25 protein-coding genes and 2 pseudogenes are annotated in these 22,732 nt (G+C 67.8%); 12 read left to right on the forward strand and 15 right to left on the reverse strand.

The window, feature by feature from the left end:
- The first annotated feature begins 375 nt into the window (after nucleotides 1-375).
- Entirely contained in the window at nucleotides 376-699 is a 324-nt protein-coding gene (locus A9X05_RS05825; protein WP_067749917.1) for a putative quinol monooxygenase, read from the forward strand.
- Here A9X05_RS05825 and A9X05_RS05830 read toward each other — a convergent pair.
- The gene (locus A9X05_RS05830; RefSeq protein WP_067749928.1) at nucleotides 696-1,388 is read right to left on the reverse strand and encodes a guanylate cyclase; all 693 of its coding nucleotides are present in this window, start codon (nucleotides 1,386-1,388) and stop codon (nucleotides 696-698) included. The genes A9X05_RS05825 and A9X05_RS05830 overlap by 4 nt on opposite strands.
- A gap of 69 nt (nucleotides 1,389-1,457) precedes the next feature.
- On the opposite strand from A9X05_RS05830, the gene A9X05_RS31545 reads away from it, so the two are divergent.
- Nucleotides 1,458-1,667, forward strand: coding sequence for a hypothetical protein (locus A9X05_RS31545; protein ID WP_082950480.1), 210 nt, complete (start codon nucleotides 1,458-1,460; stop codon nucleotides 1,665-1,667).
- On the opposite strand, the pseudogene A9X05_RS05840 reads toward A9X05_RS31545, so the two are convergent.
- From A9X05_RS05840 to A9X05_RS05855, 5 genes and pseudogenes are all read right to left on the reverse strand, one after another.
- Nucleotides 1,619-2,305 (reverse strand): annotated as a pseudogene (locus A9X05_RS05840) (adenylate/guanylate cyclase domain-containing protein); the annotation flags it as partial. The gene A9X05_RS31545 and the pseudogene A9X05_RS05840 sit on opposite strands and share 49 nt — an antisense overlap.
- Nucleotides 2,306-2,581 (reverse strand): annotated as a pseudogene (locus A9X05_RS31955) (hypothetical protein); the annotation flags it as partial.
- A 139-nt stretch (nucleotides 2,582-2,720) separates the two neighbouring features.
- Nucleotides 2,721-3,080, reverse strand: a complete 360-nt coding sequence (locus A9X05_RS05845; protein WP_067754922.1) for a hypothetical protein — start codon at nucleotides 3,078-3,080, stop codon at nucleotides 2,721-2,723.
- Between the two features lie 119 nt (nucleotides 3,081-3,199).
- A complete protein-coding gene (locus tag A9X05_RS05850; protein WP_067754924.1) occupies nucleotides 3,200-3,598 on the reverse strand; it encodes a VOC family protein in 399 nt (132 codons plus the stop codon).
- Between the two features lie 70 nt (nucleotides 3,599-3,668).
- Nucleotides 3,669-3,992, reverse strand: a complete 324-nt coding sequence (locus tag A9X05_RS05855) for a hypothetical protein (protein WP_156670102.1) — start codon at nucleotides 3,990-3,992, stop codon at nucleotides 3,669-3,671.
- Between the two features lie 124 nt (nucleotides 3,993-4,116).
- Between A9X05_RS05855 and A9X05_RS05860 the strand changes: the two genes are divergently transcribed.
- The gene (locus A9X05_RS05860; protein WP_067754930.1) at nucleotides 4,117-4,611 is read left to right on the forward strand and encodes a nitroreductase family deazaflavin-dependent oxidoreductase; all 495 of its coding nucleotides are present in this window, start codon (nucleotides 4,117-4,119) and stop codon (nucleotides 4,609-4,611) included.
- A gap of 37 nt (nucleotides 4,612-4,648) precedes the next feature.
- Here A9X05_RS05860 and A9X05_RS05865 read toward each other — a convergent pair whose 3' ends face one another.
- The 3 genes from A9X05_RS05865 to ychF form a co-directional block, all read right to left on the reverse strand.
- Nucleotides 4,649-5,173 (reverse strand): DUF4188 domain-containing protein, encoded by a 525-nt coding sequence (locus A9X05_RS05865; RefSeq protein ID WP_067754933.1) that lies wholly within the window; start codon nucleotides 5,171-5,173, stop codon nucleotides 4,649-4,651.
- 83 nt (nucleotides 5,174-5,256) lie between these two features.
- Nucleotides 5,257-5,778 (reverse strand): SRPBCC family protein, encoded by a 522-nt coding sequence (locus tag A9X05_RS05870; protein WP_231978265.1) that lies wholly within the window; start codon nucleotides 5,776-5,778, stop codon nucleotides 5,257-5,259.
- On the reverse strand, nucleotides 5,744-6,817 hold the full coding sequence (ychF, locus tag A9X05_RS05875; RefSeq protein WP_067754938.1) for a redox-regulated ATPase YchF: 1,074 nt from the start codon (nucleotides 6,815-6,817) through the stop codon (nucleotides 5,744-5,746). The genes A9X05_RS05870 and ychF overlap by 35 nt, the downstream gene beginning before the upstream one ends.
- Before the next feature lie 141 nt (nucleotides 6,818-6,958).
- Between ychF and A9X05_RS05880 the strand changes: the two genes are divergently transcribed.
- On the forward strand, nucleotides 6,959-8,140 hold the full coding sequence (locus A9X05_RS05880) for a DUF6542 domain-containing protein (protein ID WP_197498944.1): 1,182 nt from the start codon (nucleotides 6,959-6,961) through the stop codon (nucleotides 8,138-8,140).
- 23 nt (nucleotides 8,141-8,163) lie between these two features.
- Here the strand turns inward: A9X05_RS05880 and A9X05_RS05885 are convergent, their stop codons facing one another.
- Nucleotides 8,164-9,162, reverse strand: coding sequence for a 4-hydroxy-3-methylbut-2-enyl diphosphate reductase (locus tag A9X05_RS05885; protein WP_067754944.1), 999 nt, complete (start codon nucleotides 9,160-9,162; stop codon nucleotides 8,164-8,166).
- A gap of 88 nt (nucleotides 9,163-9,250) precedes the next feature.
- On the opposite strand from A9X05_RS05885, the gene A9X05_RS05890 reads away from it, so the two are divergent.
- The 5 genes from A9X05_RS05890 to A9X05_RS05910 all read left to right on the forward strand — a co-directional run bounded on the left by A9X05_RS05890 (nucleotide 9,251) and on the right by A9X05_RS05910 (nucleotide 13,723).
- Complete coding sequence (locus tag A9X05_RS05890; protein WP_067754946.1) at nucleotides 9,251-9,838, forward strand: lipid droplet-associated protein; 588 nt, start codon at nucleotides 9,251-9,253, stop codon at nucleotides 9,836-9,838.
- Nucleotides 9,835-11,085: an exodeoxyribonuclease VII large subunit gene (gene xseA, locus A9X05_RS05895; RefSeq protein WP_067779860.1), complete on the forward strand. Its 1,251-nt coding sequence runs from the start codon at nucleotides 9,835-9,837 to the stop codon at nucleotides 11,083-11,085. Before A9X05_RS05890 ends, xseA begins: the two co-directional genes overlap by 4 nt.
- Nucleotides 11,075-11,311 (forward strand): exodeoxyribonuclease VII small subunit, encoded by a 237-nt coding sequence (locus A9X05_RS05900; protein WP_067779862.1) that lies wholly within the window; start codon nucleotides 11,075-11,077, stop codon nucleotides 11,309-11,311. The genes xseA and A9X05_RS05900 overlap by 11 nt, the downstream gene beginning before the upstream one ends.
- A gap of 62 nt (nucleotides 11,312-11,373) precedes the next feature.
- The gene (locus A9X05_RS05905) at nucleotides 11,374-12,492 is read left to right on the forward strand and encodes an NAD-dependent epimerase/dehydratase family protein (RefSeq protein WP_067779865.1); all 1,119 of its coding nucleotides are present in this window, start codon (nucleotides 11,374-11,376) and stop codon (nucleotides 12,490-12,492) included.
- An 85-nt stretch (nucleotides 12,493-12,577) separates the two neighbouring features.
- Entirely contained in the window at nucleotides 12,578-13,723 is a 1,146-nt protein-coding gene (locus A9X05_RS05910; protein WP_067748619.1) for an AI-2E family transporter, read from the forward strand.
- A gap of 9 nt (nucleotides 13,724-13,732) precedes the next feature.
- Here A9X05_RS05910 and A9X05_RS05915 read toward each other — a convergent pair whose 3' ends face one another.
- Genes A9X05_RS05915 through A9X05_RS05925 form a run of 3 tightly spaced genes read right to left on the reverse strand, consistent with a single transcriptional unit; the run spans nucleotide 13,733 to nucleotide 16,787 of the window.
- The gene (locus A9X05_RS05915; RefSeq protein ID WP_067748623.1) at nucleotides 13,733-15,274 is read right to left on the reverse strand and encodes a carboxylesterase/lipase family protein; all 1,542 of its coding nucleotides are present in this window, start codon (nucleotides 15,272-15,274) and stop codon (nucleotides 13,733-13,735) included.
- Between the two features lie 15 nt (nucleotides 15,275-15,289).
- Entirely contained in the window at nucleotides 15,290-16,087 is a 798-nt protein-coding gene (locus A9X05_RS05920) for a dienelactone hydrolase family protein (RefSeq protein ID WP_067748625.1), read from the reverse strand.
- 13 nt (nucleotides 16,088-16,100) lie between these two features.
- Nucleotides 16,101-16,787 carry a DUF4245 domain-containing protein gene (locus tag A9X05_RS05925; RefSeq protein ID WP_067779868.1) on the reverse strand — a complete coding sequence of 229 codons (687 nt, stop codon included), beginning with the start codon at nucleotides 16,785-16,787 and terminating at the stop codon, nucleotides 16,101-16,103.
- 55 nt (nucleotides 16,788-16,842) lie between these two features.
- Here A9X05_RS05925 and glpX point away from each other — a divergent pair, with 55 nt between their 5' ends.
- The 3 genes from glpX to A9X05_RS05940 are packed head-to-tail and all read left to right on the forward strand — an operon-like array spanning nucleotide 16,843 to nucleotide 20,261.
- Entirely contained in the window at nucleotides 16,843-17,895 is a 1,053-nt protein-coding gene (glpX, locus tag A9X05_RS05930; RefSeq protein WP_067759136.1) for a class II fructose-bisphosphatase, read from the forward strand.
- A gap of 26 nt (nucleotides 17,896-17,921) precedes the next feature.
- Nucleotides 17,922-19,334: a class II fumarate hydratase gene (locus A9X05_RS05935; protein ID WP_067759143.1), complete on the forward strand. Its 1,413-nt coding sequence runs from the start codon at nucleotides 17,922-17,924 to the stop codon at nucleotides 19,332-19,334.
- 15 nt (nucleotides 19,335-19,349) lie between these two features.
- On the forward strand, nucleotides 19,350-20,261 hold the full coding sequence (locus tag A9X05_RS05940) for a hypothetical protein (protein ID WP_067779871.1): 912 nt from the start codon (nucleotides 19,350-19,352) through the stop codon (nucleotides 20,259-20,261).
- A gap of 15 nt (nucleotides 20,262-20,276) precedes the next feature.
- Here A9X05_RS05940 and A9X05_RS05945 read toward each other — a convergent pair whose 3' ends face one another.
- Nucleotides 20,277-21,716 (reverse strand): adenylate/guanylate cyclase domain-containing protein, encoded by a 1,440-nt coding sequence (locus tag A9X05_RS05945; protein ID WP_231969068.1) that lies wholly within the window; start codon nucleotides 21,714-21,716, stop codon nucleotides 20,277-20,279.
- A gap of 100 nt (nucleotides 21,717-21,816) precedes the next feature.
- Nucleotides 21,817-22,692: a polysaccharide deacetylase family protein gene (locus tag A9X05_RS05950; protein WP_067779877.1), complete on the reverse strand. Its 876-nt coding sequence runs from the start codon at nucleotides 22,690-22,692 to the stop codon at nucleotides 21,817-21,819.
- Between the last annotated feature and the right edge of the window lie 40 nt (nucleotides 22,693-22,732).

Here is a 22,732-nt window from a genome sequence, read left to right on the forward strand (position 1 = left end):
CGAGCGCCTCGGCCTGGCGTTCGAGTTCTCCGGATGTTTCGGGGCTGTCCCCAGCGGCCACGAGCTAAACCCTAACGAATTGAATTCACGAAGGATTCGATTCGGCGCACAGATTATTTCCGTTGTACATATCCGCGGACTCCGATGGAGTGAAATAGCTCCGAACTCGCCGAGTTTGTGACCCAGGCCACTTCGCGGGCGGGTCGGAGCCGCCGAGGATTTGTGCGGAACACAGATGAAGCGCGCCCCGCCCGTCGATTAAGACGGCCGGGGCGCGCTTTGCTGGCGGTCCGGTGCCTCGGATGGATATGCTGGCGCTGCCCACCCGTATCGGGCGGGCGTAGCTTCTCCCAGCGAGCAAGGCGGATACCGGCCATGATCTTCATCGTCGTCAAGTTCGAGACCAAGCCCGAGTGGACGGACCGCTGGACGGATCTGGTCGCCCCGTTCACCGCCGCCACCCGCGCCGAGGACGGCAACCTGTGGTTCGAGTGGTCGCGCAGCCTGGACAAACCGGCCGAGTACGTCTTGGTGGAGGCGTTCCGTGACGACGAGGCGGGCGCCGTCCACGTCAACAGCGATCACTTCAAGCGGGCGATGCAAGAGCTGCCGCAGGCCCTCACGTCCACCCCGAAGATCATCAACCAGACGATCGACGCCACGGGATGGTCGGAACTGGGCGAGATGTCGGTCGGCTAGCCGACTTCGCCTACCGTCACGGTGATTTCGCCGCCCAGTCGGTAGCCCGGCGCCAGCGGAAGCGTGTCACCGCTCCAGAACTTGCCGGGGTCGAACCAGTTGGCGTCCTTGTCCGTGTTCAGCAATCCCATTTCCTCGTAGGTGATCGCCACCGTCTCCGCGCAGTAGGCCGTGGAAATGCTCATCTTGCGTTCCTCCCGGCGGCGCCGGGTCTGCTCGCGAACCTTGCTGTCCACCAGCGGGATTCCCCGCACCCAGTCGTTGACGGTCGGAAGCCGGCCGCGGAACCAGCGACCGGTCAGCCGTGCGGTGGTGGGAAAGGCGGTGCCGTCCATTCGCGCGATCACCCGCAGCAGCTTGTTCTCCTGGTCACGGGTGGGGTTGGGCGTCAGCTGGCGCAGCCAGCACCGCTGCTGGTACCGCTGCGTCCACTGCAGGACGGCCTGGCGCAGATCGTTGAGTTGCACGCCCCGGTGGTTGGTGCCCGTCCACATGTCGACGAGCTTGTCGCCCAACTCGGCGTGCCAGATCAACGGCGGCAGATCGTCGATGGCCACCGTCATGCCGACGTGGTTCACCGGTGCGTTCGTCAGGGTCTGAATCGCGCGGTCGGGCCGTGAGCGGCCGCGAAACAACCAAAGATCGCCGGTGCGAGTCTCGTTCAGGGCCTCATCGAGGGTCAGCGTCATGAGCGTGTCGATGCCTGTGTCCGGTTGCAAGAGCACACAAGTTAAACACAGCCCGAATACGCTGTGTTCATGCGCAGACTGTGGAAGTGGGTCGGGCTGGCCGGCGTCGCCGGTGTCGTCGCCGGGGGCGCACTGGTGGCTCGCGACCAACGCAAACGACGCGCCTACACCGCCGACGAGGTCCGGTCCCGCCTGCATCAACGGCTGGCCGAGTACGACGGGGAGGGCTTTCAGTCCAGATCGGGATCGGCGGGGGCCTCCACGGCGAACAACGAATAGGTCCCCGAGAAGCCCTTCAGCTCGACCTCGCGGCCCTTGCCGAATTGGATGTCGTCGCAGTCGGAAAGGGCATCCCGCACCGGTTGGCTCACCAAGATCTCGCCGCCGGCGGCCTGGGCCGCCACCCGCGCCGCCATCGCGACGTTGCGGCCGAACAGATCATCACCGCGGCGCACCGACCGGCCCATGTGGATACCGATCCGAACGCGGATCTCCTCGTGCCGCTTGCGTTTTGCGTCCTTGCGCAGCGCGCGCTGCAGGTCGATGCCGCACCGCACCGCCTGGTCGGCGCGGGAAAAGGCGACCATGAAGCCGTCGCCCTGGCTCTTGACCACGTGACCGGACCGGCGCTGCACCAGGTCCGACACCAGCTTGTCGTGTGCGCCAATGAGTTTGACCCAGGCGCGGTCACCGATCCGCTCGTTGAGCGCGGTCGATTCCTCGATGTCGGAGAACAGGATCACCACCCGGCCGTCCGGGGTGACCCTCGCCAGGTCGGGGCGTTCCACCTCCGCCCAGTCCGCGAGATCCTCGATCGAACCGCGTACGGCGGCCCCGAAGCCCTCCTTGCGTACCACGTTGGCGGTGTTCCACACGGTCTTGAGGGCCTCGCGCCCACCCGATAACAGCCAGCTGCGGGTGCCGTCCGGCAGTGTCGCGGCCGTGTGGCCGCCGTTCCATCCGATCACTAGGGCGTTGGGGGCGGTCCCGTACTGGAAACCCCGCGCCAATAACGCCGCTTCTTCGTTTCCGGTGTTGAACCGGTTGCCGAAGACTGGCCTGTCGGATGCTGCGTTGGCAACCCACGAAACGAGTCCTGAGCAATCCGTCCCAGCGGGAGAATCGCCACCCGGAATATAGGGCGTCCCGGAAACCTGATTAATCAATGACATCAATGTTGCAAGTACTACCATGGCCGGGGACGCTAGCAATAACGGTTATTGTTCGCCAAAATTTGTGGCCTACGTCATTCGCAATGCGGACAATGGCGTCCGCCGCACTTATAGCAAACGCAGTGCTGGCCGAGATTCGGCCGCCAGCAAACGCGTGGCCTCAGGTGTAGTCGGGCCCGCGTTCGGTTTGCGCCATCTCCCGGTCGACGTCGGCTTGCTCTCGCCGGGCCGTCGCATCCGTGCGCATCGCCTGTTCGGCCAGGCGCCCGCGTCGGGCACGCTCACGCTCTTCCACCGAGCCCTCGCGTTCGTCCGCGCGCCGCTCCCGCTCGTCTGCTTGACGCTCGCGATCGTCCGCGATTCGGTCTCGCTGGTCGGCGAGCCGATCTCGTCTACCGGCCAGCCACTCGCGCCTTCTGATTTCGGCCTCGCGCTCGTCAAGCGCCTCCTCGCGCTTGTCGAGCGCCTCGGCCTGGCGTTCGAGTTCTCCGGATGTTTCGGGGCTGTCCCCAGCGGCCACGAGCTAAACCATAACGCCGCGGGGGACCCCGCGCACGGGTGTTCGGTGCGCATGGGCCGACACTGTCTCACCCCATCGGCTCAGTCGCTATCGTCGCATCGAATTTATCTGTGCGCCAGTCAAATTCCGAACTTGGCGCGAGCCTCGTCGGTGACCGGGGTGAACAGGTTGACGAGGTTCCCGTCCGGGTCCCGGAACAGCAGTGCGCGGTTTCCCCAGGGCATGGTGGTCGGCTCGGTCACGACCTCGCCCACGTGTTCGCGCAGCCGCTCGTATTGCGCGTCGACGTCGTCGACCAGGAATTCCACGATCGCGCTGCGGTTGGCCGCGGCTTCGGCGGATCCGGCGCCAAACAGCGGCACGGTCTTGTCGCTGCCGATCGCCAGCGTGCCAACCGGCGTCGGGATCTCGGCGAAAAGCTCGTTGCCCCACACCGCGGGAACCTCGGTGACCGCCTCGTAGAAATCGACGAGCCGGCCGACGTCGGCGGTGATGATGCGGGTCGAGACGAATTTCATGAGCCCTCCTGGCTGCGGTGACGCGACCAGGGCATGCTACGAGGCACCTCCGACAGGCGGGGCGGCCCGACTAGACCGGGGTCCAGATTCCGTTGTTCCAAAATCCCCAGTTGCCCGGGCCGGTCGGGTTCCACATCAGTTTGGCCCCGGGCGCCCACGACGGCGGGGGCGGTGACGGCGGCGCCCATATCGGTGCCGGCCCCCACGGTCCCGCGCCCGTCGGGAAACTTTGGCCCGCCGGGCCCTGCCAGTCGTGGCACGTACCCCAGTCCCAGTCGTAAACGGTGCCCCAGCTCGGATCCCAGGCAGTGCCCGGGCACCAGTGCGAGGTCGGGGCCGCGTGTGCGACGCCGCCGGCCAGCGCGAGCGCGGACAACACCAAGGTGCCGCCCATCAAGCTTTGCCCCAACCGCCGGACGCACGACCTCACGCGTTCACCCATCCCTAGAGCATTTCCCCGGAGCGGAATCCAAGCAAGCCCCAAACTTTGCCCCGGCTAAGCCCAGTATGGTCGGGAGATGCCGCTGAGGTACGTGGACCCGCACAAGCGCCGGGGCCCGCTGTATCGGGCGAGCGTTCGTTTCGGACGTTCGCGGGCGGGGCAGTTCATGGCCCGCCACATCGCACGCCATACCGATCCATACCTGTTCCGCCTCACGGGAGGGCGGGTCAACATGGGCTCGATCATCAACGCGCCGCTCGTCACCACCGGCGCGAAGTCCGGCCAGAAGCGCGAGGTGCAACTCACCTACTTCCATGACGGTCCCGACGTCATCCTGCTGGCCTCCAACTTCGGCGGCACCAAACACCCGCAGTGGTACCACAACTTGAAGGCGCATCCGGACTGCGAATTCGGCGGCGAGCGCTTCACCGCGCGGCAGGTCACCGATCCCGACGAATACGCCCGTTTATTCGAATTGGCTAACCGGATCTACTCGGGATACGCCGAGTACCGGGACAAAGCGGCGCCCGCGGGCCGGGACATCCCGATCTTCCGGCTCAAGCCGCGCTGAATACGTTGTGCCCCTGGGCGTTACAGACGGAAGCCGTTTACGAGTGCAGCGTGTCGCCCTGCGCCCGGTAATAGTCGGCCTCCGGAACGACGGGTGTCGCGGCGGGCGTCTCGGTCCGGCCTGCCCGCGTCCGAGACGAGAACCGTGCGCCCCGGGCCGGTTTCACTGGAGCGAACCGCGCCATGCCGAGCTGGGGCGTGTCATCGTAAATCGCCTCCATGCCGCCGCTCATCAGATACGCCTCGTGCCAGAAGCCGGTGCCGCCGGAGTCTTTCAGGAACTGTTGCCACCACTGCCGATGCGGCTCCGAGCGAGTCCACCGCTCCAGGCTGTCCAGGTCGCGCCAGTACTGCCGCATGCCAAGATGCGGGGGAAGCAATGACCAGACGAGGTCTTCGTGCAACAAGAGGCCGTCGGGTTGCCGCTTCCACGACTGACGAATCTGGGGACCGAGGCCCAGCATCCGCAGCAGTCCGCGGGGCCGCCGCACCCTCATCCCGAGATACACCACCACCAGGTCGGGGTACTCGGTGAGATCCACCGTCTGCCGATCGACTGCCATCCCGACCTCCGGTCAAGCCCCCGAGACGCGTGATTCGACTGTCGCATCGTGCATGCGGAATGGCAACACGACGTCGTCGCCACTCACGTCCCCGACGTGAGATAGGCCGCGAGATTGGCCAACGACGACCGCAGTCCTTCAAGATGGTCTTCAGCGGAAATGCCCGGCGGGACATTGTCGGCGCGGATTTCAACACGGGTGCTGCCGGCGCTCAGCGCTGTGACCGCCCACGTCATGGTCATCGTCCCCGCGAACGAGGGGTCGTCGGATTCGAAGTCGACGGCCTGCACGACCCGGTCGCCAGGCACGATCTCGACGAACCGACCATCCACGACATCAGAGTCGTCGCTTGACTTGCCGCCCGACGCGGGCGGCTCGGCATAGGTCAGCCTCATCCGGTAAGACCCGCCCGGGCGGGCGTCGAAATGATCGAACCTCCCGGACATCCCTTGCGGCGGAAGCCATTCGACGAGCGCCTGCGGTTCCACCAGCGCGGCATACACCTGATTCAGTGGGGCAGCGATCACCACCGAGGCGGTATCTGTTCGTCCCATGACGCCAGTGTTCCCGCTAGACGTTGAACCGGAATTCGACCACGTCGCCATCTGCCATGACGTAGTCCTTACCTTCCATCCGGACCTTGCCGGCCGCCTTGGCCGCCGCCATGGAGCCGGCGCCGATCAGGTCGTCGTAGGACACGATCTCGGCCTTGATGAAGCCCTTTTCGAAGTCGGTGTGGATCACCCCGGCCGCCTTCGGCGCGGTGTCGCCCTGGTGGATCACCCACGCCCGCGCCTCTTTTGGGCCCGCGGTGAGGAAGGTCTGCAGCTTAAGGGTGTGAAAGCCGGCGCGGGCCAGGGCGTCGAGCCCGCGCTCGGTCTGCCCGATGGACTCCAGCAGTTCGGCGGCCGACTCGTCGTCGAGCTCATTCAGCTCGGCCTCGATGGCCGCGTCCAGGAATACCGCGTCGGCGGGAGCCACCAGCTGGCGCAGCTCGGCGATCCGCGCCGCGTCGGTCAGCACCGCCTCGTCGGCGTTGAAGACGTACAGAAAAGGCTTGGTGGTCAACAGGTTCAGCTCGCGCAGCAGCGACGTGTCCGCCCCGGCGCCGAACAGCGTCTTGCCGGCGTTCAGCGTCTCCTGGGCGGCGACGGCCGCGTCGTACACCGGCCTGCGGTCCTTGCTGGTGCGGGCTTCCTTCTCCAGCCGCGGTACAGCGCGCTCCAGCGTCTGCATGTCGGCCAGGATCAGCTCGGTCTCGACGACCTCGATATCCGATCTGGGATCCACCTCACCGGCCACGTGGGTCACATCGTCGTCGGAGAACACCCGCACCACCTGGCAGATGGCGTCGCATTCGCGGATGTGGGCCAGGAACTTGTTGCCCAGGCCCGCCCCCTCGGACGCGCCTTTGACCAAGCCGGCGATGTCGACGAATGTCACAGGCGCCGGCACGATGCGCTCGGACCCGAACAGCTCGGCCAGTTTGTCCAGCCGCGGATCGGGCAGCGGAACGACGCCCTCGTTCGGTTCGATCGTGGCGAACGGATAGTTGGCCGCCACCACGTCGTTGCGGGTCAGCGCGTTGAACAGAGTCGATTTGCCGACATTCGGCAGACCCACGATTCCCAGGCTCAGGCTCACAGGGACCCAAGTCTAGGGGTCGGCGACCCCGCGGGTTGCCGTGGACCTTTCGAGCGCCTCCCAGCCTCCGGGGCGTGGCACGCCCGGGATCGCTACAAGGTATTTACGGGGCTTTCGCCCCATTGCCGGTACGGTCAACATGTGTCAGGACAGCGGGCAACCTCGACGGTGGAAGCCTCCCACCGGTCGATCCACCCAAATATCCCAGGTGTGCCGTGGTATGCCGCCCTGCTCCTCGCCGTCACCGCCACCGCGATCGGATACGGAATCGACTCCGGCCACAAGGAGCTGACGCACGTCTTCGCGGGCTTCTATATAGCCGGCTGCGTGGCGGCGGTGCTCGCGGTGCGCCAGGACGGGCTGTTCACCGCGATCATCCAGCCCCCGTTGATACTTTTCGTCGCGGTGCCCGGCGCGTACTGGCTGTTCCACGACGCCAAGGTCGGCCATCTCAAGGATCTGCTGATCAACTGCGGCTATCCGCTCATCGAGCGGTTCCCGCTGATGCTGGGAACCGCCGGGGTAGTGCTGCTGATCGGGCTGGTCAGATGGTATTTCGGCATGTCGCAGCGGCCGACCGCGGAGGCGCCCGCCCCGGACGACGCGCAATCCGCCGACTCCAAGTCCGTCCTCGGCGGCCTCGCCGCCAAATTGCAGGCGATTCTGCGTCCCGAATCCGGGGAGCACGACGCCGACGAGGCGGCGCCCGCCAAGGGGCGGCGCAGCCGCGGGGCCGGTTCCTCGGCGCGGGCCCGCCGGACGGCGCGCGGCGATCGGTCCACCACCCGCTCCGCCCGAACCCATTCCCGGCGCTCGCGGGAACCGCTGGATGAGACCGCCGAACCGGGCGAGCGGCGCAGCCGGAAGGGCTCGGCGGCCGCCAGGGACTACGACCCCGCAGAACCTCCCCGCCGGTCGCGCCGGCGCCCCCGGCCGGAGGCCGATCCGGACCCGCGTGGCCAGTCGACCCGTGAAGGCCGCCGGGAGCCGCGCACCCGGCGCAACCCCTACGAGCGGCCCTACGAGCCGCCTTACGAGCGGCCCGCACCGCGGAGCAGCCGTTTCGGGGATCCGTACGACCTGTCCGGAGAGCAGTTCGGCCGGTTCGACAGCTACGACCGGTATGAGCCGGCGCACGAGCCGAGGCGACGCCGCCCCACGCCGAACGGCAACGGCGGGACGCATCATCCCATCTCGCAGGTGCGCTACCGCGACGCGGGCGACGAGCCCGCGGCGGAGCGTCGCCCTGACCGCCGGAATCGCTCACGGGCGTATGGCCGGCCTCAGCGACCCCCGATGGAGTCCTGGGAATACGACGGCTGAGCGCCATCCGGCGCCCGACTACGTCAGAGCAGTGACCGGATCTCGCGCGGTAGGGCGAACACCAGGGTCTCCTGCGCCGTCGTAACGGGCTGCACCACGTCGTAGCCGTGATCGGCCAGCCGCTCCAGCACGCCGCGCACCAAGACCTCGGGGACCGACGCACCGGAGGTCACGCCCACCGTGGTCACCCCCTCCAGCCAAGCCGGGTCGATGTCGTCGGCCCAGTCGACCAGGTGGGCGGCCGCGGCGCCGCCGCCCAGTGCCACCTCGACCAGGCGCACCGAGTTCGACGAATTCCGCGAGCCCACGACGATCACCAGCTGGCACTCCGGCGCCATCGCCTTGACGGCGACCTGCCGGTTCTGCGTCGCGTAACAAATGTCGTCGCTGGGCGGATCCTGCAGCTTCGGGAACCGCTGCCGCAGCCGGTCGACGATTTCCATCGTCTCGTCGACCGACAGCGTGGTCTGTGAGAGCCAGACCACCTTGTTCTCGTCGCGCACCGTCACGTTGTCCACGGCGGCGACCCCGTCCACCAGCTGCACGTGGTCGGGGGCTTCCCCGGAGGTGCCGATGACCTCCTCGTGACCCTCGTGGCCGATCAGCAGGATGTCGTAGTCATTGCGGGCGAATCGCCTGGCCTCGTTGTGCACCTTGGTCACCAGCGGGCACGTGGCGTCGATGGTGTGCAGGTTGCGTTCGGCGGCCGCGGCGTACACCGTCGGCGCGACCCCGTGCGCGGAGAACACCACGATGGACCCCTCGGGCACCTCGTCGGTCTCCTCGACGAACACGGCGCCGGCCTGCTCCAGCGTGTTCACCACGTGCCGGTTGTGCACGATCTCATGGCGCACATACACCGGGGCGCCGTGCTTTTCCAGCGCGCGTTCGACCGTCTCAACGGCCCGGTCAACGCCCGCGCAGTAACCACGCGGCTCGGCCAGAAGCACTCGCTTGCGGGCCGGATCGCTGGCTACCGAGCTGGACGCGCCGGGAATCCCCATGTCAACAGTCGGCGGCATGACACCAGGGTACGTTCTGCCGGCACGGGCTTGCCAGCTCGCGCCGGCGGGCTTGGAGTTAGCGGTCGCTTAAGGCAATCTTGGACCCATGGCTACTGCACCGTATGGAGTTCGGCTACTGGTCGGCGCGGCGACAGTCGCCGTCGAGGAGACCATGAAGCTGCCGAAAACCATCCTGATGTACCCCATGACCTTGGCCAGTCAGGCGGCGCACCTTGTGATGCGATTTCAGCAGAACCTCGCCGAGCTGGCGATCAAGGGCGACAGCACCCTGGAGAACATCTTTCCGCCGAAGGACGAGCAGCCGGAATGGGCGACCTTCGACGAGGACCTGCCCGACGCGGTCGAGGCGCCCGGCCCGGCCGAGGGCGGTGTCGCCGACGGCGATCGCCGCACCGAGGGACGGTTCGCGCTGTACTCGCTCGCCGACGCCGCGTCCGATGCCGCGCCCTTGAAACAGGGCAGGAAATCCTCGGACGCGCCGTCGGTTCCGCAACCGTCGGTCGTCGCCGAGCTGGACTACGCGACCCTGACGCTGGCGCAGCTGCGGGCCCGCCTGCAGTCCCTGAGCGTCGACGAACTCGAAGCCCTGCTGGCCTACGAGCAGGCCACGAAGGCCCGCGCGCCTTTTCAGACGCTGCTGGCCAACAGGATCACCCGCGCGAACGCGAAGTGACCCCGGCCGCACAGTCCGAACCGAACTCCGCCGAGAACCCGTTTCCGGTGCGCGCGGTGGCCATTCGCGTCGCGGGCTGGATCGACAAGCTCGGCACGGTATGGGTCGAGGGCCAACTCGCCCAGATCAGCGCCCGGGCCGACTCCAAGACGGTGTTCATGGTGTTGCGTGACCCGGCCGCCGACATGTCGCTGACCGTGACCTGTTCGCGCGACCTGGTGGCCAACGCACCGGTAAAGCTGGCCGAGGGCACGCAGGTGGTGGTCTGCGGCAAGCCCTCCTTCTACACCGGTCGCGGCACATTCTCGTTGCGGCTCAGCGAGATTCGCGCCGTCGGCGTCGGCGAGCTGCTGGCGCGCATCGATCGGCTGCGTCGGCTGTTGGACGCCGAAGGGCTCTTCGATCCCCGGCTCAAGCGGCCAATCCCCTTCCTGCCCAACATGATCGGCCTCATCACCGGGCGGGCTAGCGCCGCCGAGCGCGACGTGACGACGGTGGCCACCGGACGCTGGCCCGGCGTCCGGTTCGCGGTGCGCAACACCGCGGTGCAGGGCCCCAACGCGGTGGCGCAGATCGTCGAGGCGCTGTACGAACTCGACCGCCACGGCGAGGTCGACGTCATCGTGGTCGCCCGCGGCGGTGGCAGCGTGGAGGACCTGCTGCCGTTCTCGGACGAGACGCTGTGCCGCGCGATCGCGGCGTGCCGCACCCCGGTGATCAGCGCCGTCGGCCACGAACCCGACAACCCGCTGTGCGACCTGGTCGCCGACCTGCGTGCGGCCACCCCCACCGACGCGGCCAAGAAGGTGGTTCCCGACACCGCCGCCGAGCTCCGGCTGATCGACGACTTGCGCCGGCGCAGCGCGCAGGCGCTGCGCAGCTGGGTGTCTCGCGAACAACGCGCGCTCGCCCAGATCCGCAGCCGGCCGGTGCTCGCCGAACCGCTGACGGCACTGACGGCACGCGCCGAGGAGATCCACCGCGCCCGGTCGGCGATACGCCGCGACGTCACCCGGCTGGCCGCCGCCGAGACGGAGCGCGTCGGCCACCTCAGCGCGCGGCTGGCGACCCTGGGCCCCGCGGCCACGCTGGCCCGCGGCTACGCGGTGGTGCAGGCGGTCCCCGACTCCGGGCCCCCGGTGGTGCTGCGGTCGGTCTCCGGCGCGCCGGCGGGCAGCCGGCTGCGGGTGCGGGTTGCCGACGGCGCGATCGCCGCGGTGAGCGAAGGGCAGACCGATGGCCGCTGAAGAGGAGCATTCAATTACACCTATTAGTCAACTCGGCTACGAGGCGTGCCGGGATGAACTGATCGAGGTCGTGCGCCTCCTGGAGCAGGGCGGCCTGGACCTGGATGCATCGCTGAAGTTGTGGGAAAGAGGCGAAGAGCTGGCGAAGCGTTGCGAAGAGCATTTAGCTGGGGCTCGCAAGCGCATCGAGGATGCACTGGCGGCCGGCCAGGCGGAAGACGCCTGAATTGGGCCACTCTAGGGAAGCCGAGACGATGATCTTGTTCGAAATTGGAACACGTTTCAGTTATGCTTCGGGCCATGGCTGATCCGACACTGACCACCGAACTCGGCCGCGTCCTGGTAACCGGCGGCTCCGGCTTCGTCGGCGCCAACCTGGTCACCACCCTCCTGGACCGCGGATACCGGGTGCGTTCGTTCGACCGCGCGCCGTCGCCGCTTCCGGAGCACCCGCAACTGGAGGTGCTCGAGGGCGACATCACCGACACCGCCGTCTGCGCCCAGGCGGTGGACGGTATCGACACCGTCTTTCACACCGCGGCCATCATCGAGCTGATGGGCGGCGCGTCGGTGACCGACGCGTACCGGCAGCGCAGCTTCGCCGTGAACGTCGGAGGCACCGAGAACCTGGTGCACGCCGGACAGGCGGCGGGCGTGAAGCGATTCGTCTACACGTCGTCCAACAGCGTCGTGATGGGCGGCCAGAACATTCCCGGCGGCGACGAGACGCTGCCCTACACCACCCGGTTCAACGACCTCTACACCGAGACGAAGGTGGTCGCGGAGCGGTTCGTGCTGTCGCAGAACGACATTGGCGGCATGCTCACGTGTGCGATTCGCCCCAGCGGGATCTGGGGGCGCGGCGACCAGACGATGTTCCGCAAACTTTTCGAAAGCGTGATCGCCGGCCACGTCAAGGTGCTTATCGGCCGCAAATCGGCCCGCCTGGATAACTCTTACGTGCACAACCTGATTCACGGTTTCATCCTGGCCGCCCAGCACCTGGTCCCCGGCGGCACGGCACCGGGTCAGGCGTATTTCATCAACGACGGCGAACCGATCAACATGTTCGAGTTCGCCCGGCCGGTGGTCGAGGCGTGCGGCGCCAATTGGCCCCGCGTGCGGGTGAACGGCCCGATGGTGCGCGTGGCGATGACCGGTTGGCAGCGGCTGCATTTCCGCTTCGGCATCCCGGCGCCGCTGCTCGAGCCGCTGGCCGTCGAGCGGCTTTATCTGGACAACTACTTCTCGATCGCCAAGGCGCGCCGTGACCTCGGCTATGAACCCCTGTTCACCACCGAACAGGCGATGTCGCAATGCCTCCCGTACTACGTCGACATGTTCCAGCGCATGAAAAGCCAAGCGGACGTTGGGTCCCCGAAACCGGCGGTCGGCGGGGGGCAGTGAGTTCGCTTGCGCGGTCGCTGACGAAACCACCGCGCCGGGGCTAGAGTTCCCTCAGCGGCGACGACGCGGAGGGCGGCCCGGTGGCATGAATACCGAATTCACGCTCAACCAAAAGCGCGCCCTGGCGATCCTGACCGCGATCGCCCTGCTGTTCGGTGCGTACTTCCTGCGCGACTACTTCGTGCTGATCGTCGTGGCCGCGGTAGGGGCCTACCTCTTCACACCGCTGTTCAACTGGTTCAGCAGGCGGCTGGGCACCGGGTTGGCGGCGACCAGCACCCTGTTGTGCGCGCTCGTGGCCGTCGTCGTGCCGATCACGCTCCTGGTGCTCCTGGCGATCGTTCAGATCTCCCGCATGATCGACAGCATCACCGATTGGGTCAAGTCGACGGACCTCAGCGCGCTTGGCGACCGCACACTGCGGGCGGTGAACGAGCTGCTGTCCCGGGTCCCCTTCGCGCACATGACGATAACGACGGAAACCCTGCGCAAGGCGATGGTCACGGTGGGCCGTAATGTCGGTGAATGGGCGCTGCACTTCCTGCAGGGCGCCGTCGGTGGTATCGCAGGCGCGGTCACGTCGGCCATCATCTTCCTGTATGTCTTCGTCGCGCTGCTGGTGCACCGCGAGCGGGTGCGGAGATTGATCGCCGAACTCAACCCCCTCGGCGACGAGGTCACTGATCTGTACCTGGCCAAAGCCGGAGCAATGGTGCGCGGCACCGTCAGCGGCCAGTTCGTGATAGCACTGTGCCAAGGCGTCGCGGGCGCCGCGTCCATCTATGTCGCCGGCTTTCACCACGGATTCTTCATCTTCGCGGTCCTGCTCACCGCGTTGTCGATCATCCCATTGGGCGGCGGGATCGTGACCATCCCCTTCGGCATCGGAATGATCTTCTTCGGCAACATCGCCGGCGGCGCGTTTGTCGTGCTCTGGCACCTCGTCGTGGTCACCAACATCGACAACTTCCTGCGGCCGATCCTCGTTCCGCGTGATGCCCGGCTGAACCCGGCGCTGATGCTGCTGTCGGTGTTCTCGGGCATAGCGATGTTCGGCCCCTGGGGCATCGTCATCGGGCCCGTGCTGATGATCCTCATCGTCACGACCATCGAGGTGTATCTGATGGTGTTCAAGGGCACCGAACCGGACACTCCCGAGCCGCCGCCCGCCCGCCGCAACTGGCTTCGCCGGCAGGCGAAGTCGGGCGCGGCGCAGTCCGGCGCGGACTGACGCCGGCAGTTAGCGGAACCCCACCATCTGGCTGCCCCACGCGGCGCGGATCTTCCCATCGACGTCGTGCGCGACGGTGTCGCTCGCGTCGATGATGAGGCAGGCGCGGTCCGCCTCCCGGTAGGGCCTCCACTCCGGCTCGCCGCCCGGGCCCGCGGGCGTCGACCGCGCGGCGAAGTTGATCCACCGGGTCCGCATTCGCCTGGAGACCGCCTTGGCGGTCTTGCTGCCGCCCAGCTTCAGGGTGGGATCCTTCGGCGCCCCGAGATTGCCCCAGACGTAGGGCAATTCGGTGGCGTGGGCGGCATTGACCAACAGCAGCTTTAGTAGCGGGGTCGCATAATCGAATCGGTACAGGTAGACCGGTGCCACCTTGCTGTGCCCCTCGGCCAGCCAGACCGACGGCATCCGGAACCCGACATCTGTCGCGATGCTCAAACTCCTTGCCCTGCGCCGCAGCCGGGAATAGGTCAGTCCGATCTGCTCATCGGTCGGCAATTGCAGGTCCGGTTGTTCGGCCGCGATCTGGTCGAACATCGACGTGATCGCGCGAGGCGTGATCGGCATCAGCCGCGAACGCATCAATCGGAAAAGCGCCGCCTCGTGCTTGTTCGTCCCGATGATCAGGGGGACCGGAAGCGAGCGGCCCTCCTGCACGCGCTTGACCGGGTAGTCGTCCAGCAAGTCGCCGTCGATGATCGGGACGAACGCAAGGAGGCCGGGATTGCGCACCGGCACTTCGTCGAAGACCTCTTGGGATGCGGCAAGCAGCACCGCGGTCGGCACGTCGGGCAACCGGTCCGCGTCGACGTCAAGCCTGTCGAGGACGGTTTCTGCGACGCGTTCAGCCCGGCGCCGGTCGTATACCGACGTGGCCGGTGAACTCTGGGCGATCGCGCGGGCGAACAGTCCCTCGGCGGACGGGCTGGCGAGCAGGGTGGTCACGATCCCCGCGCCCGCGGATTCACCGAACAGCGTCACGTTGCGGGGATCACCGCCGAAGGCTGCGATGTTGTCACGCACCCAGCGCAGGGCAGCCAGCACGTCGCGCAGCCCGACGTTGGAGTCGAACCGCCGCCGCGACGTGGTGAACGACGACAAGTCCATGAAACCGAGCGCTCCCACCCGGTAGTTGACCGTGACCACGATGACCTCGCCACCGCCGACCAGCCGGCGCCCGTCATACAGCGCCTGGCTGCCCGACCCCAGGACGTAAGCGCCCCCGTGCAGCCACACCATCACGGGCTTTCCGTCGCCCGGCTGCGTGCCGGACGATGCCCAGACGTTGAGCCGCAGGCAGTCTTCGCCCTGCGGCGCGCCCAGGTCGAGCGGCATGTTGGGGAAGACCGGCTGCGGGCACGCCGGCCCGTAGCGGGTGGCGTCGGCCACCTCGGTCCACCGTTCGGGGGGCTGCGGCGCCCGGAAACGCAGGGCGCCGACGGGCGGGGCGGCATACCGGATGCCCTTCCACGAGCTCACGCGGCCGTCATCGGCTCCGCGGACGGGACCGAAGGTGGTTTCGACCACGCGGTCTTGGGTGGTAGTCGTCATGCGTGTGGGGCTTTCCTAACCAAGGCGCTGGGTGAGGAACTCGACTACCCGCTTGCGGGCCTCGTACGCCGGCTGGCCGTCCACCTCGCGGACCTCGTCGGTCAGCACCGAATGCGCCATCCTGCCGAAACCGCCGACATTGCCCGGGCTGGAATCGATCTCGATCACCTCGAACGCGTCCCCGAGTCGCTCCTTGAGCACCGCGAAACGCTCGCGCGGCACGGCGCTGTCCTCACTGAACCGCAGACCCATCGCGCACAGGCCGTCGTTGGCGCAGCGATCGGCCACGGTGGCCAGTTCGGATTCGCTGAGGCCGGGATCGCGGCGCCGGGCCCGTCCCAGCGGCAAGGGTACCGAGGGCTGGGAAAGCACCGGGGCCAGGACGGCATCGTCGACGGCGACGGCCAGCGCGAAACCGCCGGTGAAGCATTGGCCGATCACGCCGACGCCCTTGCCCGGGGTCGACGCGTTGAGGTCACGGGCCAGCGCGCGCAGGAACATCGACACCGGCCGCTGCTTGTTCGTCGCGAAGGCCGCGAATTCCTTTGCCACACAAGCGCGGCTGATCGAGGAGGCGATGTAGCCGACCGTCTTGGCTTTGCCCGGCTCGCCGAACAGCGACGGCATCGCGACCGTGAAGCCGTTGTCCACGAGGTGATTGCCCAGGGCCAGCACACCGGGATGGATCCCGGGGATTTCGGGTATCAGCACGACGCCGGGGCCGCTGCCTTTGCGGTAGACGTCATGGGTGTAGCCGCCACCGGTGAACGGCGCCACTGACCATCCGGACAGATCCGCTTGGGGTGCAGTCACGCTCGGCCTTCCTTCAGCGCGCCGGTAACGGCGGTTGCGATTGCGTCGCCGAAGCCAGCGTACGGAATTGATCGGTGTCACCGGCACCGGTTATCGCAATCTGGGTGGCTCCGGACGGGCCGGTGAGCCGGGTGGTCCACACCGGCTCGGCGTCCGCCCCGCTTTGGCCGCCGCCGTTGTAGACGACCCAGGTGGTCCCGGCGACGTCGACCGTTCCGGCGGGATAGGCCGACCGGTGGATCGAGCCCACCAGTTTGTCCTCGTCGGCGTTGCTCTGGGTCAGGCTCAGATACATCCCGGTCGGGCTGATGTAGCCGACGATCGAGGTGGCCGCGTTCACCCGCTGGCCGGTCGCGGGGTCGGCGCGGCCGCCCTGGATCCCGCCCCGGCTGCCGGAGTTGGCCTGCCAGCCGGCGGGCAGCTTGGGCTGCCGGATCGGGAAGCCCAGCGTCGCGGCGTCGGCACGCAGGGCGCCCGACGCGTCGTAGGACGGGACCGCGCCCTGGTGACTGCCCAGCTGGAAGGAGCACATGCCCACCAGGCCGGCCAGCAAGATACAGCCGAGGACCAACGGCATCAGCGACCAGAACATGTCGCGGCCGTCCTGCAGCAACCGCGGTTTGGCCGGCCTGGCAGCAGGTCCGGCCACCGGGGCCGGCTCGCCGGCTACCTCGGCATTCGGCGGCAGCTCTTCGGTCATCCCCCGAGTATCCCAGTTCCAGCAGACCGATCCGCTTCTGGGACAATCACCAACCATGACAGTTGAGGGCGACCGCCCGGCCGGGCGGCCACGTGGTGAAGCCCCGGACCGCAACCTGGCACTGGAACTGGTGCGCGTCACCGAGGCCGGGGCCATGGCCGCGGGCCGCTGGGTGGGCCGCGGTGACAAAGAGGGCGGCGACGGCGCGGCCGTCGACGCCATGCGTGAGCTGGTCAACACCGTGTCGATGCGCGGCGTGGTGGTCATCGGCGAGGGCGAGAAGGACCACGCGCCGATGCTCTACAACGGCGAGGAGGTCGGCAACGGCGACGGGCCGGACTGCGACTTCGCCGTCGACCCGATCGACGGCACCACCCTGATGAGCAAGGGCATGCCCAACGCCATCTCGGTGCTTGCGGTCGCCGACCGCGGCGCGATGTTCGACCCGTCGGCGGTGTTCTACATGAACAAGATCGCCGTCGGGCCCGAGGCCGCCAACGTGCTGGACATCACCGCGCCGATCGCCGAGAACATCAAGGCCGTCGCCAAGGTGAAGGCGCTGTCGGTGCGGGACATGACCGTGTGCATCCTGGACCGGCCGCGGCACGCGCAGCTGATCGAAGACGTCCGGCTGACCGGCGCCCGCATCCGGCTGATCACCGACGGGGATGTCGCGGGCGCGATCTCGGCCTGCCGGCCCGACTCGGGCACCGACATGCTGGCCGGGATCGGCGGCACCCCGGAAGGCATCATCGCCGCCGCCGCGATCCGGTGCATGGGGGGCGCCATTCAGGCGCAGCTGGCGCCGAAGGACGACGAGGAGCGCCAGAAGGCGATCAACGCCGGCCACGACGTCGATCGGGTGCTGACCACCGAGGACCTGGTGTCCGGGGAGAACGTCTTCTTCTGCGCCACCGGCGTCACCAGCGGCGACCTGCTCAAGGGCGTGCAGTACTACCCCGGCGGCTGCACCACGCAGTCGATCGTGATGCGGTCGAAGTCGGGCACCGTGCGCATGATCGAGGCCTACCACCGGCTCTCGAAACTCAACGAGTACTCCGCCATCGACTTCACCGGCGACAGCACTGCCGCCTATCCCCTGCCCTGACCGAAAACCAGCGAGGACTGCAACCTATGGCCGATAGCGCCACCGACACCGAATACCGCATCGAGCACGACACCATGGGCGAGGTCCGGGTGCCCGCAAAGGCGTTGTGGCGCGCGCAGACCCAGCGTGCGGTGGAGAACTTCCCCATTTCGGGCCGCGGACTGGAGCGCACCCAGATCCGCGCGCTGGGCCTGTTGAAGGGCGCCTGCGCGCAGGTCAACAAGGACCTCGGGCTGCTGGCACCGGAGAAGGCGGACGCGATCATCGCCGCGGCGGCCGAGATCGCCGACGGCCGGCACGACGACCAATTCCCCATCGACGTCTTCCAGACCGGTTCGGGCACCAGCTCGAACATGAACACCAACGAGGTGATCGCGAGCATCGCGGCGGCCAACGGCGTCACGGTGCACCCCAACGACGACGTGAACATGTCGCAGTCGTCCAACGACACCTTCCCGACCGCGACCCACATCGCGGCGACCGAGGCCGCGGTGCGCCACCTGATCCCGGCGCTCGAGGTGCTGCACGAGGCGCTGGAGAGCAAGGCCCGCGAGTGGCAGACGGTGGTCAAGTCGGGCCGCACGCACCTGATGGACGCCGTCCCGGTGACGCTCGGCCAGGAGTTCAGCGGCTACGCCCGCCAGATCGAAGCCGGCATCGAGCGGGTGCGCGCCACGCTGCCGCGGCTGGGCGAGCTGGCGATCGGTGGCACCGCGGTGGGCACCGGCCTCAACGCCCCCGACGGTTTCGGCGCCAAGGTGGTCGAGACGTTGATCGCCTCCACCGGCCTCAACGAATTGCGCACGGCCACAAATTCTTTCGAGGCACAGGCCGCGCGCGACGGCCTGGTCGAGGCGTCCGGCGCGCTGCGCACCATCGCGGTGTCCTTGACCAAGATCGCCAACGACATCCGCTGGATGGGCTCGGGCCCGCTGACCGGCCTGGCCGAGATCCAGCTGCCGGACCTGCAGCCTGGTAGTTCGATCATGCCGGGCAAGGTGAATCCCGTTCTGCCCGAGGCGGTTACGCAGGTGGCCGCGCAGGTGATCGGTAACGACGCGGCCGTCGCCGTCGGCGGTCTGTCGGGCGCGTTCGAGCTCAACGTCTACATCCCGATGATGGCCCGCAACATCTTGGAATCGTTCAAGCTGCTGACCAACGTATCGAGGCTGTTCGCGGAGCGCTGCATCGTCGGGCTCAAGGCCAACGTCGACCACCTGCGGGAGCTGGCCGAGTCGTCGCCTTCCATCGTGACGCCGTTGAACTCGGCGATCGGCTACGAGGAGGCCGCCGCGGTGGCCAAGCAGGCGCTCAAGGAGCGCAAGACGATCCGCCAGACCGTGATCGACCGCGGGCTGATCGGCGACAAGCTTTCGGAGGAAGAACTCGACCGCCGCCTCGACGTCTTGGCGATGGCCAAGGTCAAGCCGGCGAAGTAGGCGGGTGTTGCAGCGATGACGACTCCGCCCGGCGGCCCCTACGGTCAGGGACCCTACGGAAACCCCCATGGGCAGCAACCCTATTGGGGCGGCCCGCCGCAGGGTGGCCCGCAACCGTACCCGCCGACCGGTCCCTACCCGTACCCGCCCCAGGGCTATCCGCAACCGGGACAGCCATTCCCGCCCGGGCCGTATCCGCCGGGGCCGCCACCGCGCGGACCTGGCTCGAAGCTGCCCTGGCTGATCGTCGGTGGCCTCGTCATCCTGGCCGTCATCGCACTGGTGGCGACCCTGATCGTGATGCGGGGCGGCAGCCACGGCAAGTCCCCGACCGCTGCGCCCTCGACGTCCACCAGCACCAGCAGCCAACCGAGGGGCCAGCAGACCGCCACCGATTGCACCCCGAACGTCTCCGGCGGTGAGATGCCGCGGACCGACTCGATCACGGCCGGCAAGCTCTCGTTCCCGGCAAGCTCGGTGCCGCCCAACTGGACCGTGTTCTCCGACGACCAGAACCCGAACCTGATCGGCGCCGTCGGCGTCGCCCAGGAAGTGCCCGGGGCCAGCCAGTGGATGATGACGGCCGAGGTCGGCGTCACCAACTTCGTCGCCAGCATGGACGTCACCGCGCAGGCGTCGAAGCTGTTGCAGTGCATCGCCAACGGACCCGGCTACGCGAACGCGCAGCCCACACTCGGCCCGGTGAAGTCGTCGTCGATCACGGTCGACGGAACCAAGGCCGCCCGCGCCGACGCCGACATCACGATCGCCGACCCCACCCGCAACGTCAAGGGCGACTCGGTCACGGTGATCACCGTCGACACCAAGCCGGTCACCGCCTTCATCGGCAGCACCCCGATCGGTGACGCGGCGTCGGCTGGCATCATCGGCAAGATCATCGCCGCGCTCAAGGTGAACAAGTCCTGACGCGGTTCCGGCGCCCTACCTCGTCGGCGCCGAGACCTGGGTAGCTTCCGAGCGTCCCCGCAGGACGGTGGAATAGCACTCGGCCCAATGCGTTTGCTCGGCCTCGCCGGCCCGCTCGATTGCTCCCGCCGCACACAGAATCCGCCGGTCGGCGGTCTTCGCCAGATCGGCCAACCGCGCGGCCTCGTTGACCGCGTCGCCGATCACCGTGTACTCGTAACGGTTCTCCGCGCCGATGTTGCCGGCGAAGACCCGGCCCGCCGAGACGCCGATGCCGAAATCGACGGGCAAGCGCCGCAATTGGGTACCCAGGGCGCGGGCGGTCGCCAGTGCGGCGGACGCAGGCTCGCTGGTGGCCAACGGCACTCCGAAGACGGCCAGCGCGGCATCCCCCGCGAATTTGTTGATCAGCCCGTGGTGTTCGTCGACGGCGTCGACGACGATGCGGAAGAAATCGTTGAGGATTTCGGCAACCTCTTGGGGCGGAAGGTTTTCCGCCAGCTGCGTCGATCCCACCAGGTCGATGTAGAGAACCGCCGCCTCGACCACGTCTCCCGACAGCGAGGCGCCCTCGTTGATGGCGCGCTGGGCGACGTCGGCCCCGACGTGGCGCCCGAACAGGTCGCGCAACCGGTCTCGCTCCGCCAGCCCGGCCACCATGCGGTTGAAACCCGTTTGCAGTCGCCCGATCTGGGAGCGTTCGTAGGCCCCGACGTAGGTTTCCATGTGGCCGTGCTCGACCTCCGCCATCGCGTCGACGACCTCGCCGAGCGGATCCGAGATGGATCGTGACGTCAGGATCATGGTCGGCAGTCCCAGCACCAGCGCCGCCAGCGCGACCACCAGGATCGGTATATCCAGCGACGTCGACTTCTCGATCAGCCAGCCGTACGAACGGAGCACGACCAGCGTCGCGATCACCCCGATCGGGAAGGCGCTGCACAGGAACCACAGCAGCACCAGCCGCGCATACACGCCCGGCACGGTCATCCGCGGTTCGCAGCCGAGCGTGGCGGCGCGCATGATCGGCCGCAGGACGCGCTGCGCCAGCAGCATCGCCGTGCCGGCGGCCGCGGGTCCGCCCAGCAGCGCGCCCAGGGCGATGGGCAACAACAGCTGCGCCCCGCCGCGAAGATTGAGCAACATGAAGATGGTGCCGGTGACGGCCCAGGCCCCGAACAGGATTGTTGATTGGCGACCTGGCAGCTTCAGTGCCGCTTCCCGCTGCTCCTGGGTGGGCTCGGCCCCGGCGACAAACCAGCGCAGCGTCGGGGTCGCGCTCACGACGCCCGCCGCCGCGACGCCGGCGACGCCGAGCGTGACGAGCACCAACACCGCCGCCGTGTTGTTCTTCGCGAAGTCCGCATTCTCGCCGATGGAGGTGTGGCCCCGCAACGGGATCAAGATGGCGGCCGCCTCGATGACGGCCAGAAAGTAGGACAGGGAAAGATCCAACCCGTATTGAATGGCTAACCGACGGAGGGACTTTCGCTGCAATGCCGTGTGGGGGCCGGCGTTCCGAAGCCAGGCGGCCGTACGCGTCCCAACGCTTGTGCTAGGCACCGTTGTTGGGTCCGCCCGAGTTCTGGCCCGGGATGTCGGTGATCGGGAAATTGGGCATCGGCTTGGGCGACGGCGTGTTCGGCAGGGTGGGGATGTCGCTCGCCGGGATGTCGTGCAACTCGTTGGCGGGCGGCCCGTTCTCGCGGCTGCCGTAGCTGCTACCGGGCGTCCGCGGGCCGAGCAGTTCGCTGACCGTCACCATCCGGTAGCCGTTGGCCTTGAGCACCGGAAGGAATTGGTAGACCAGGTCGACGGTGCTCGAGTAGGTGTTGTGGAACAACACCACCGAACCCGGCTTGATGTACGTCATCAGCATGTAGCGCGTCGCGGCCGTGTTCGAGTCGTTGGCCCAATCGAACGGGATGACATCCCAGAGGATTTCGGCGAGGCCGAACGTCGCCGCGGTCTGCCGCACCGCGTCGCTGGACAAGCCGCCCGCGGGGCGATACAACGTCGGCGTGCGCCCCGTCGCGGCGGTGATCGCGTCGTTGGCCTTGGCGAACTGGGGGGCGATGTCTTCCGGCGGGATGGTCGCCATGTTGGGGTGCTCCCACGTGTGGCTGCCGATCTCCATCCCCGCATCGGCGATCCGCTTGGCGCCCGCCGGGTTGGCGGCGACCTTGTTGCCGATCAGGAAGAAGGTCGCCTTCGCGTCGTTGTCCTTCAGGATTTGCAGCAGCCGCTCGTCGAAGGGCCCGGGCCCGTCGTCGAACGTCAGCGCGACGCACTTGACCACCGAGCAGCTCAGGTTGTCGGCGCGGGTCACATGGCCGGTCAGCCCGCCGATGACCAGCACGGCGACGGCCGCGACGACACCGACCACCATGCGCCCATAGCGCCAGGCCTGGTTGTCGGGTCGTTTCGGCACCGTCGAAGTTTATCGAACGCGTGGCCAGGCGAAATGCGCC

It is taken from the genome of Mycobacterium sp. E3298 (assembly GCF_001666895.1).
Taxonomy (GTDB): Bacteria; Actinomycetota; Actinomycetes; order Mycobacteriales; family Mycobacteriaceae; genus Mycobacterium.

Bases quoted from the DNA above. Each gene is read 5' to 3' on its own strand.
- glpX (WP_067759136.1), top strand. From the start codon at position 16,843: ATGACAGTTGAGGGCGACCGCCCGGCCGGGCGGCCACGTGGTGAAGCC.
- A9X05_RS05870 (WP_231978265.1), bottom strand. From the start codon at position 5,778: ATGGCGACGTGGTCGAATTCCGGTTCAACGTCTAGCGGGAACACTGGC.
- A9X05_RS05865 (WP_067754933.1), bottom strand. From the start codon at position 5,173: ATGGCAGTCGATCGGCAGACGGTGGATCTCACCGAGTACCCCGACCTG.
- A9X05_RS05885 (WP_067754944.1), bottom strand. From the start codon at position 9,162: ATGCCGCCGACTGTTGACATGGGGATTCCCGGCGCGTCCAGCTCGGTA.
- A9X05_RS05860 (WP_067754930.1), top strand. From the start codon at position 4,117: ATGCCGCTGAGGTACGTGGACCCGCACAAGCGCCGGGGCCCGCTGTAT.
- A9X05_RS05935 (WP_067759143.1), top strand. From the start codon at position 17,922: ATGGCCGATAGCGCCACCGACACCGAATACCGCATCGAGCACGACACC.
- A9X05_RS05940 (WP_067779871.1), top strand. From the start codon at position 19,350: ATGACGACTCCGCCCGGCGGCCCCTACGGTCAGGGACCCTACGGAAAC.
- A9X05_RS05905 (WP_067779865.1), top strand. From the start codon at position 11,374: ATGCTTCGGGCCATGGCTGATCCGACACTGACCACCGAACTCGGCCGC.
- A9X05_RS05900 (WP_067779862.1), top strand. From the start codon at position 11,075: ATGGCCGCTGAAGAGGAGCATTCAATTACACCTATTAGTCAACTCGGC.
- A9X05_RS05890 (WP_067754946.1), top strand. From the start codon at position 9,251: ATGGCTACTGCACCGTATGGAGTTCGGCTACTGGTCGGCGCGGCGACA.
- A9X05_RS05915 (WP_067748623.1), bottom strand. From the start codon at position 15,274: ATGACGACTACCACCCAAGACCGCGTGGTCGAAACCACCTTCGGTCCC.
- A9X05_RS05825 (WP_067749917.1), top strand. From the start codon at position 376: ATGATCTTCATCGTCGTCAAGTTCGAGACCAAGCCCGAGTGGACGGAC.
- A9X05_RS05855 (WP_156670102.1), bottom strand. From the start codon at position 3,992: ATGGGCGGCACCTTGGTGTTGTCCGCGCTCGCGCTGGCCGGCGGCGTC.
- A9X05_RS05830 (WP_067749928.1), bottom strand. From the start codon at position 1,388: ATGACGCTGACCCTCGATGAGGCCCTGAACGAGACTCGCACCGGCGAT.
- A9X05_RS05910 (WP_067748619.1), top strand. From the start codon at position 12,578: ATGAATACCGAATTCACGCTCAACCAAAAGCGCGCCCTGGCGATCCTG.
- A9X05_RS05925 (WP_067779868.1), bottom strand. From the start codon at position 16,787: ATGACCGAAGAGCTGCCGCCGAATGCCGAGGTAGCCGGCGAGCCGGCC.
- A9X05_RS05850 (WP_067754924.1), bottom strand. From the start codon at position 3,598: ATGAAATTCGTCTCGACCCGCATCATCACCGCCGACGTCGGCCGGCTC.
- A9X05_RS31545 (WP_082950480.1), top strand. From the start codon at position 1,458: ATGCGCAGACTGTGGAAGTGGGTCGGGCTGGCCGGCGTCGCCGGTGTC.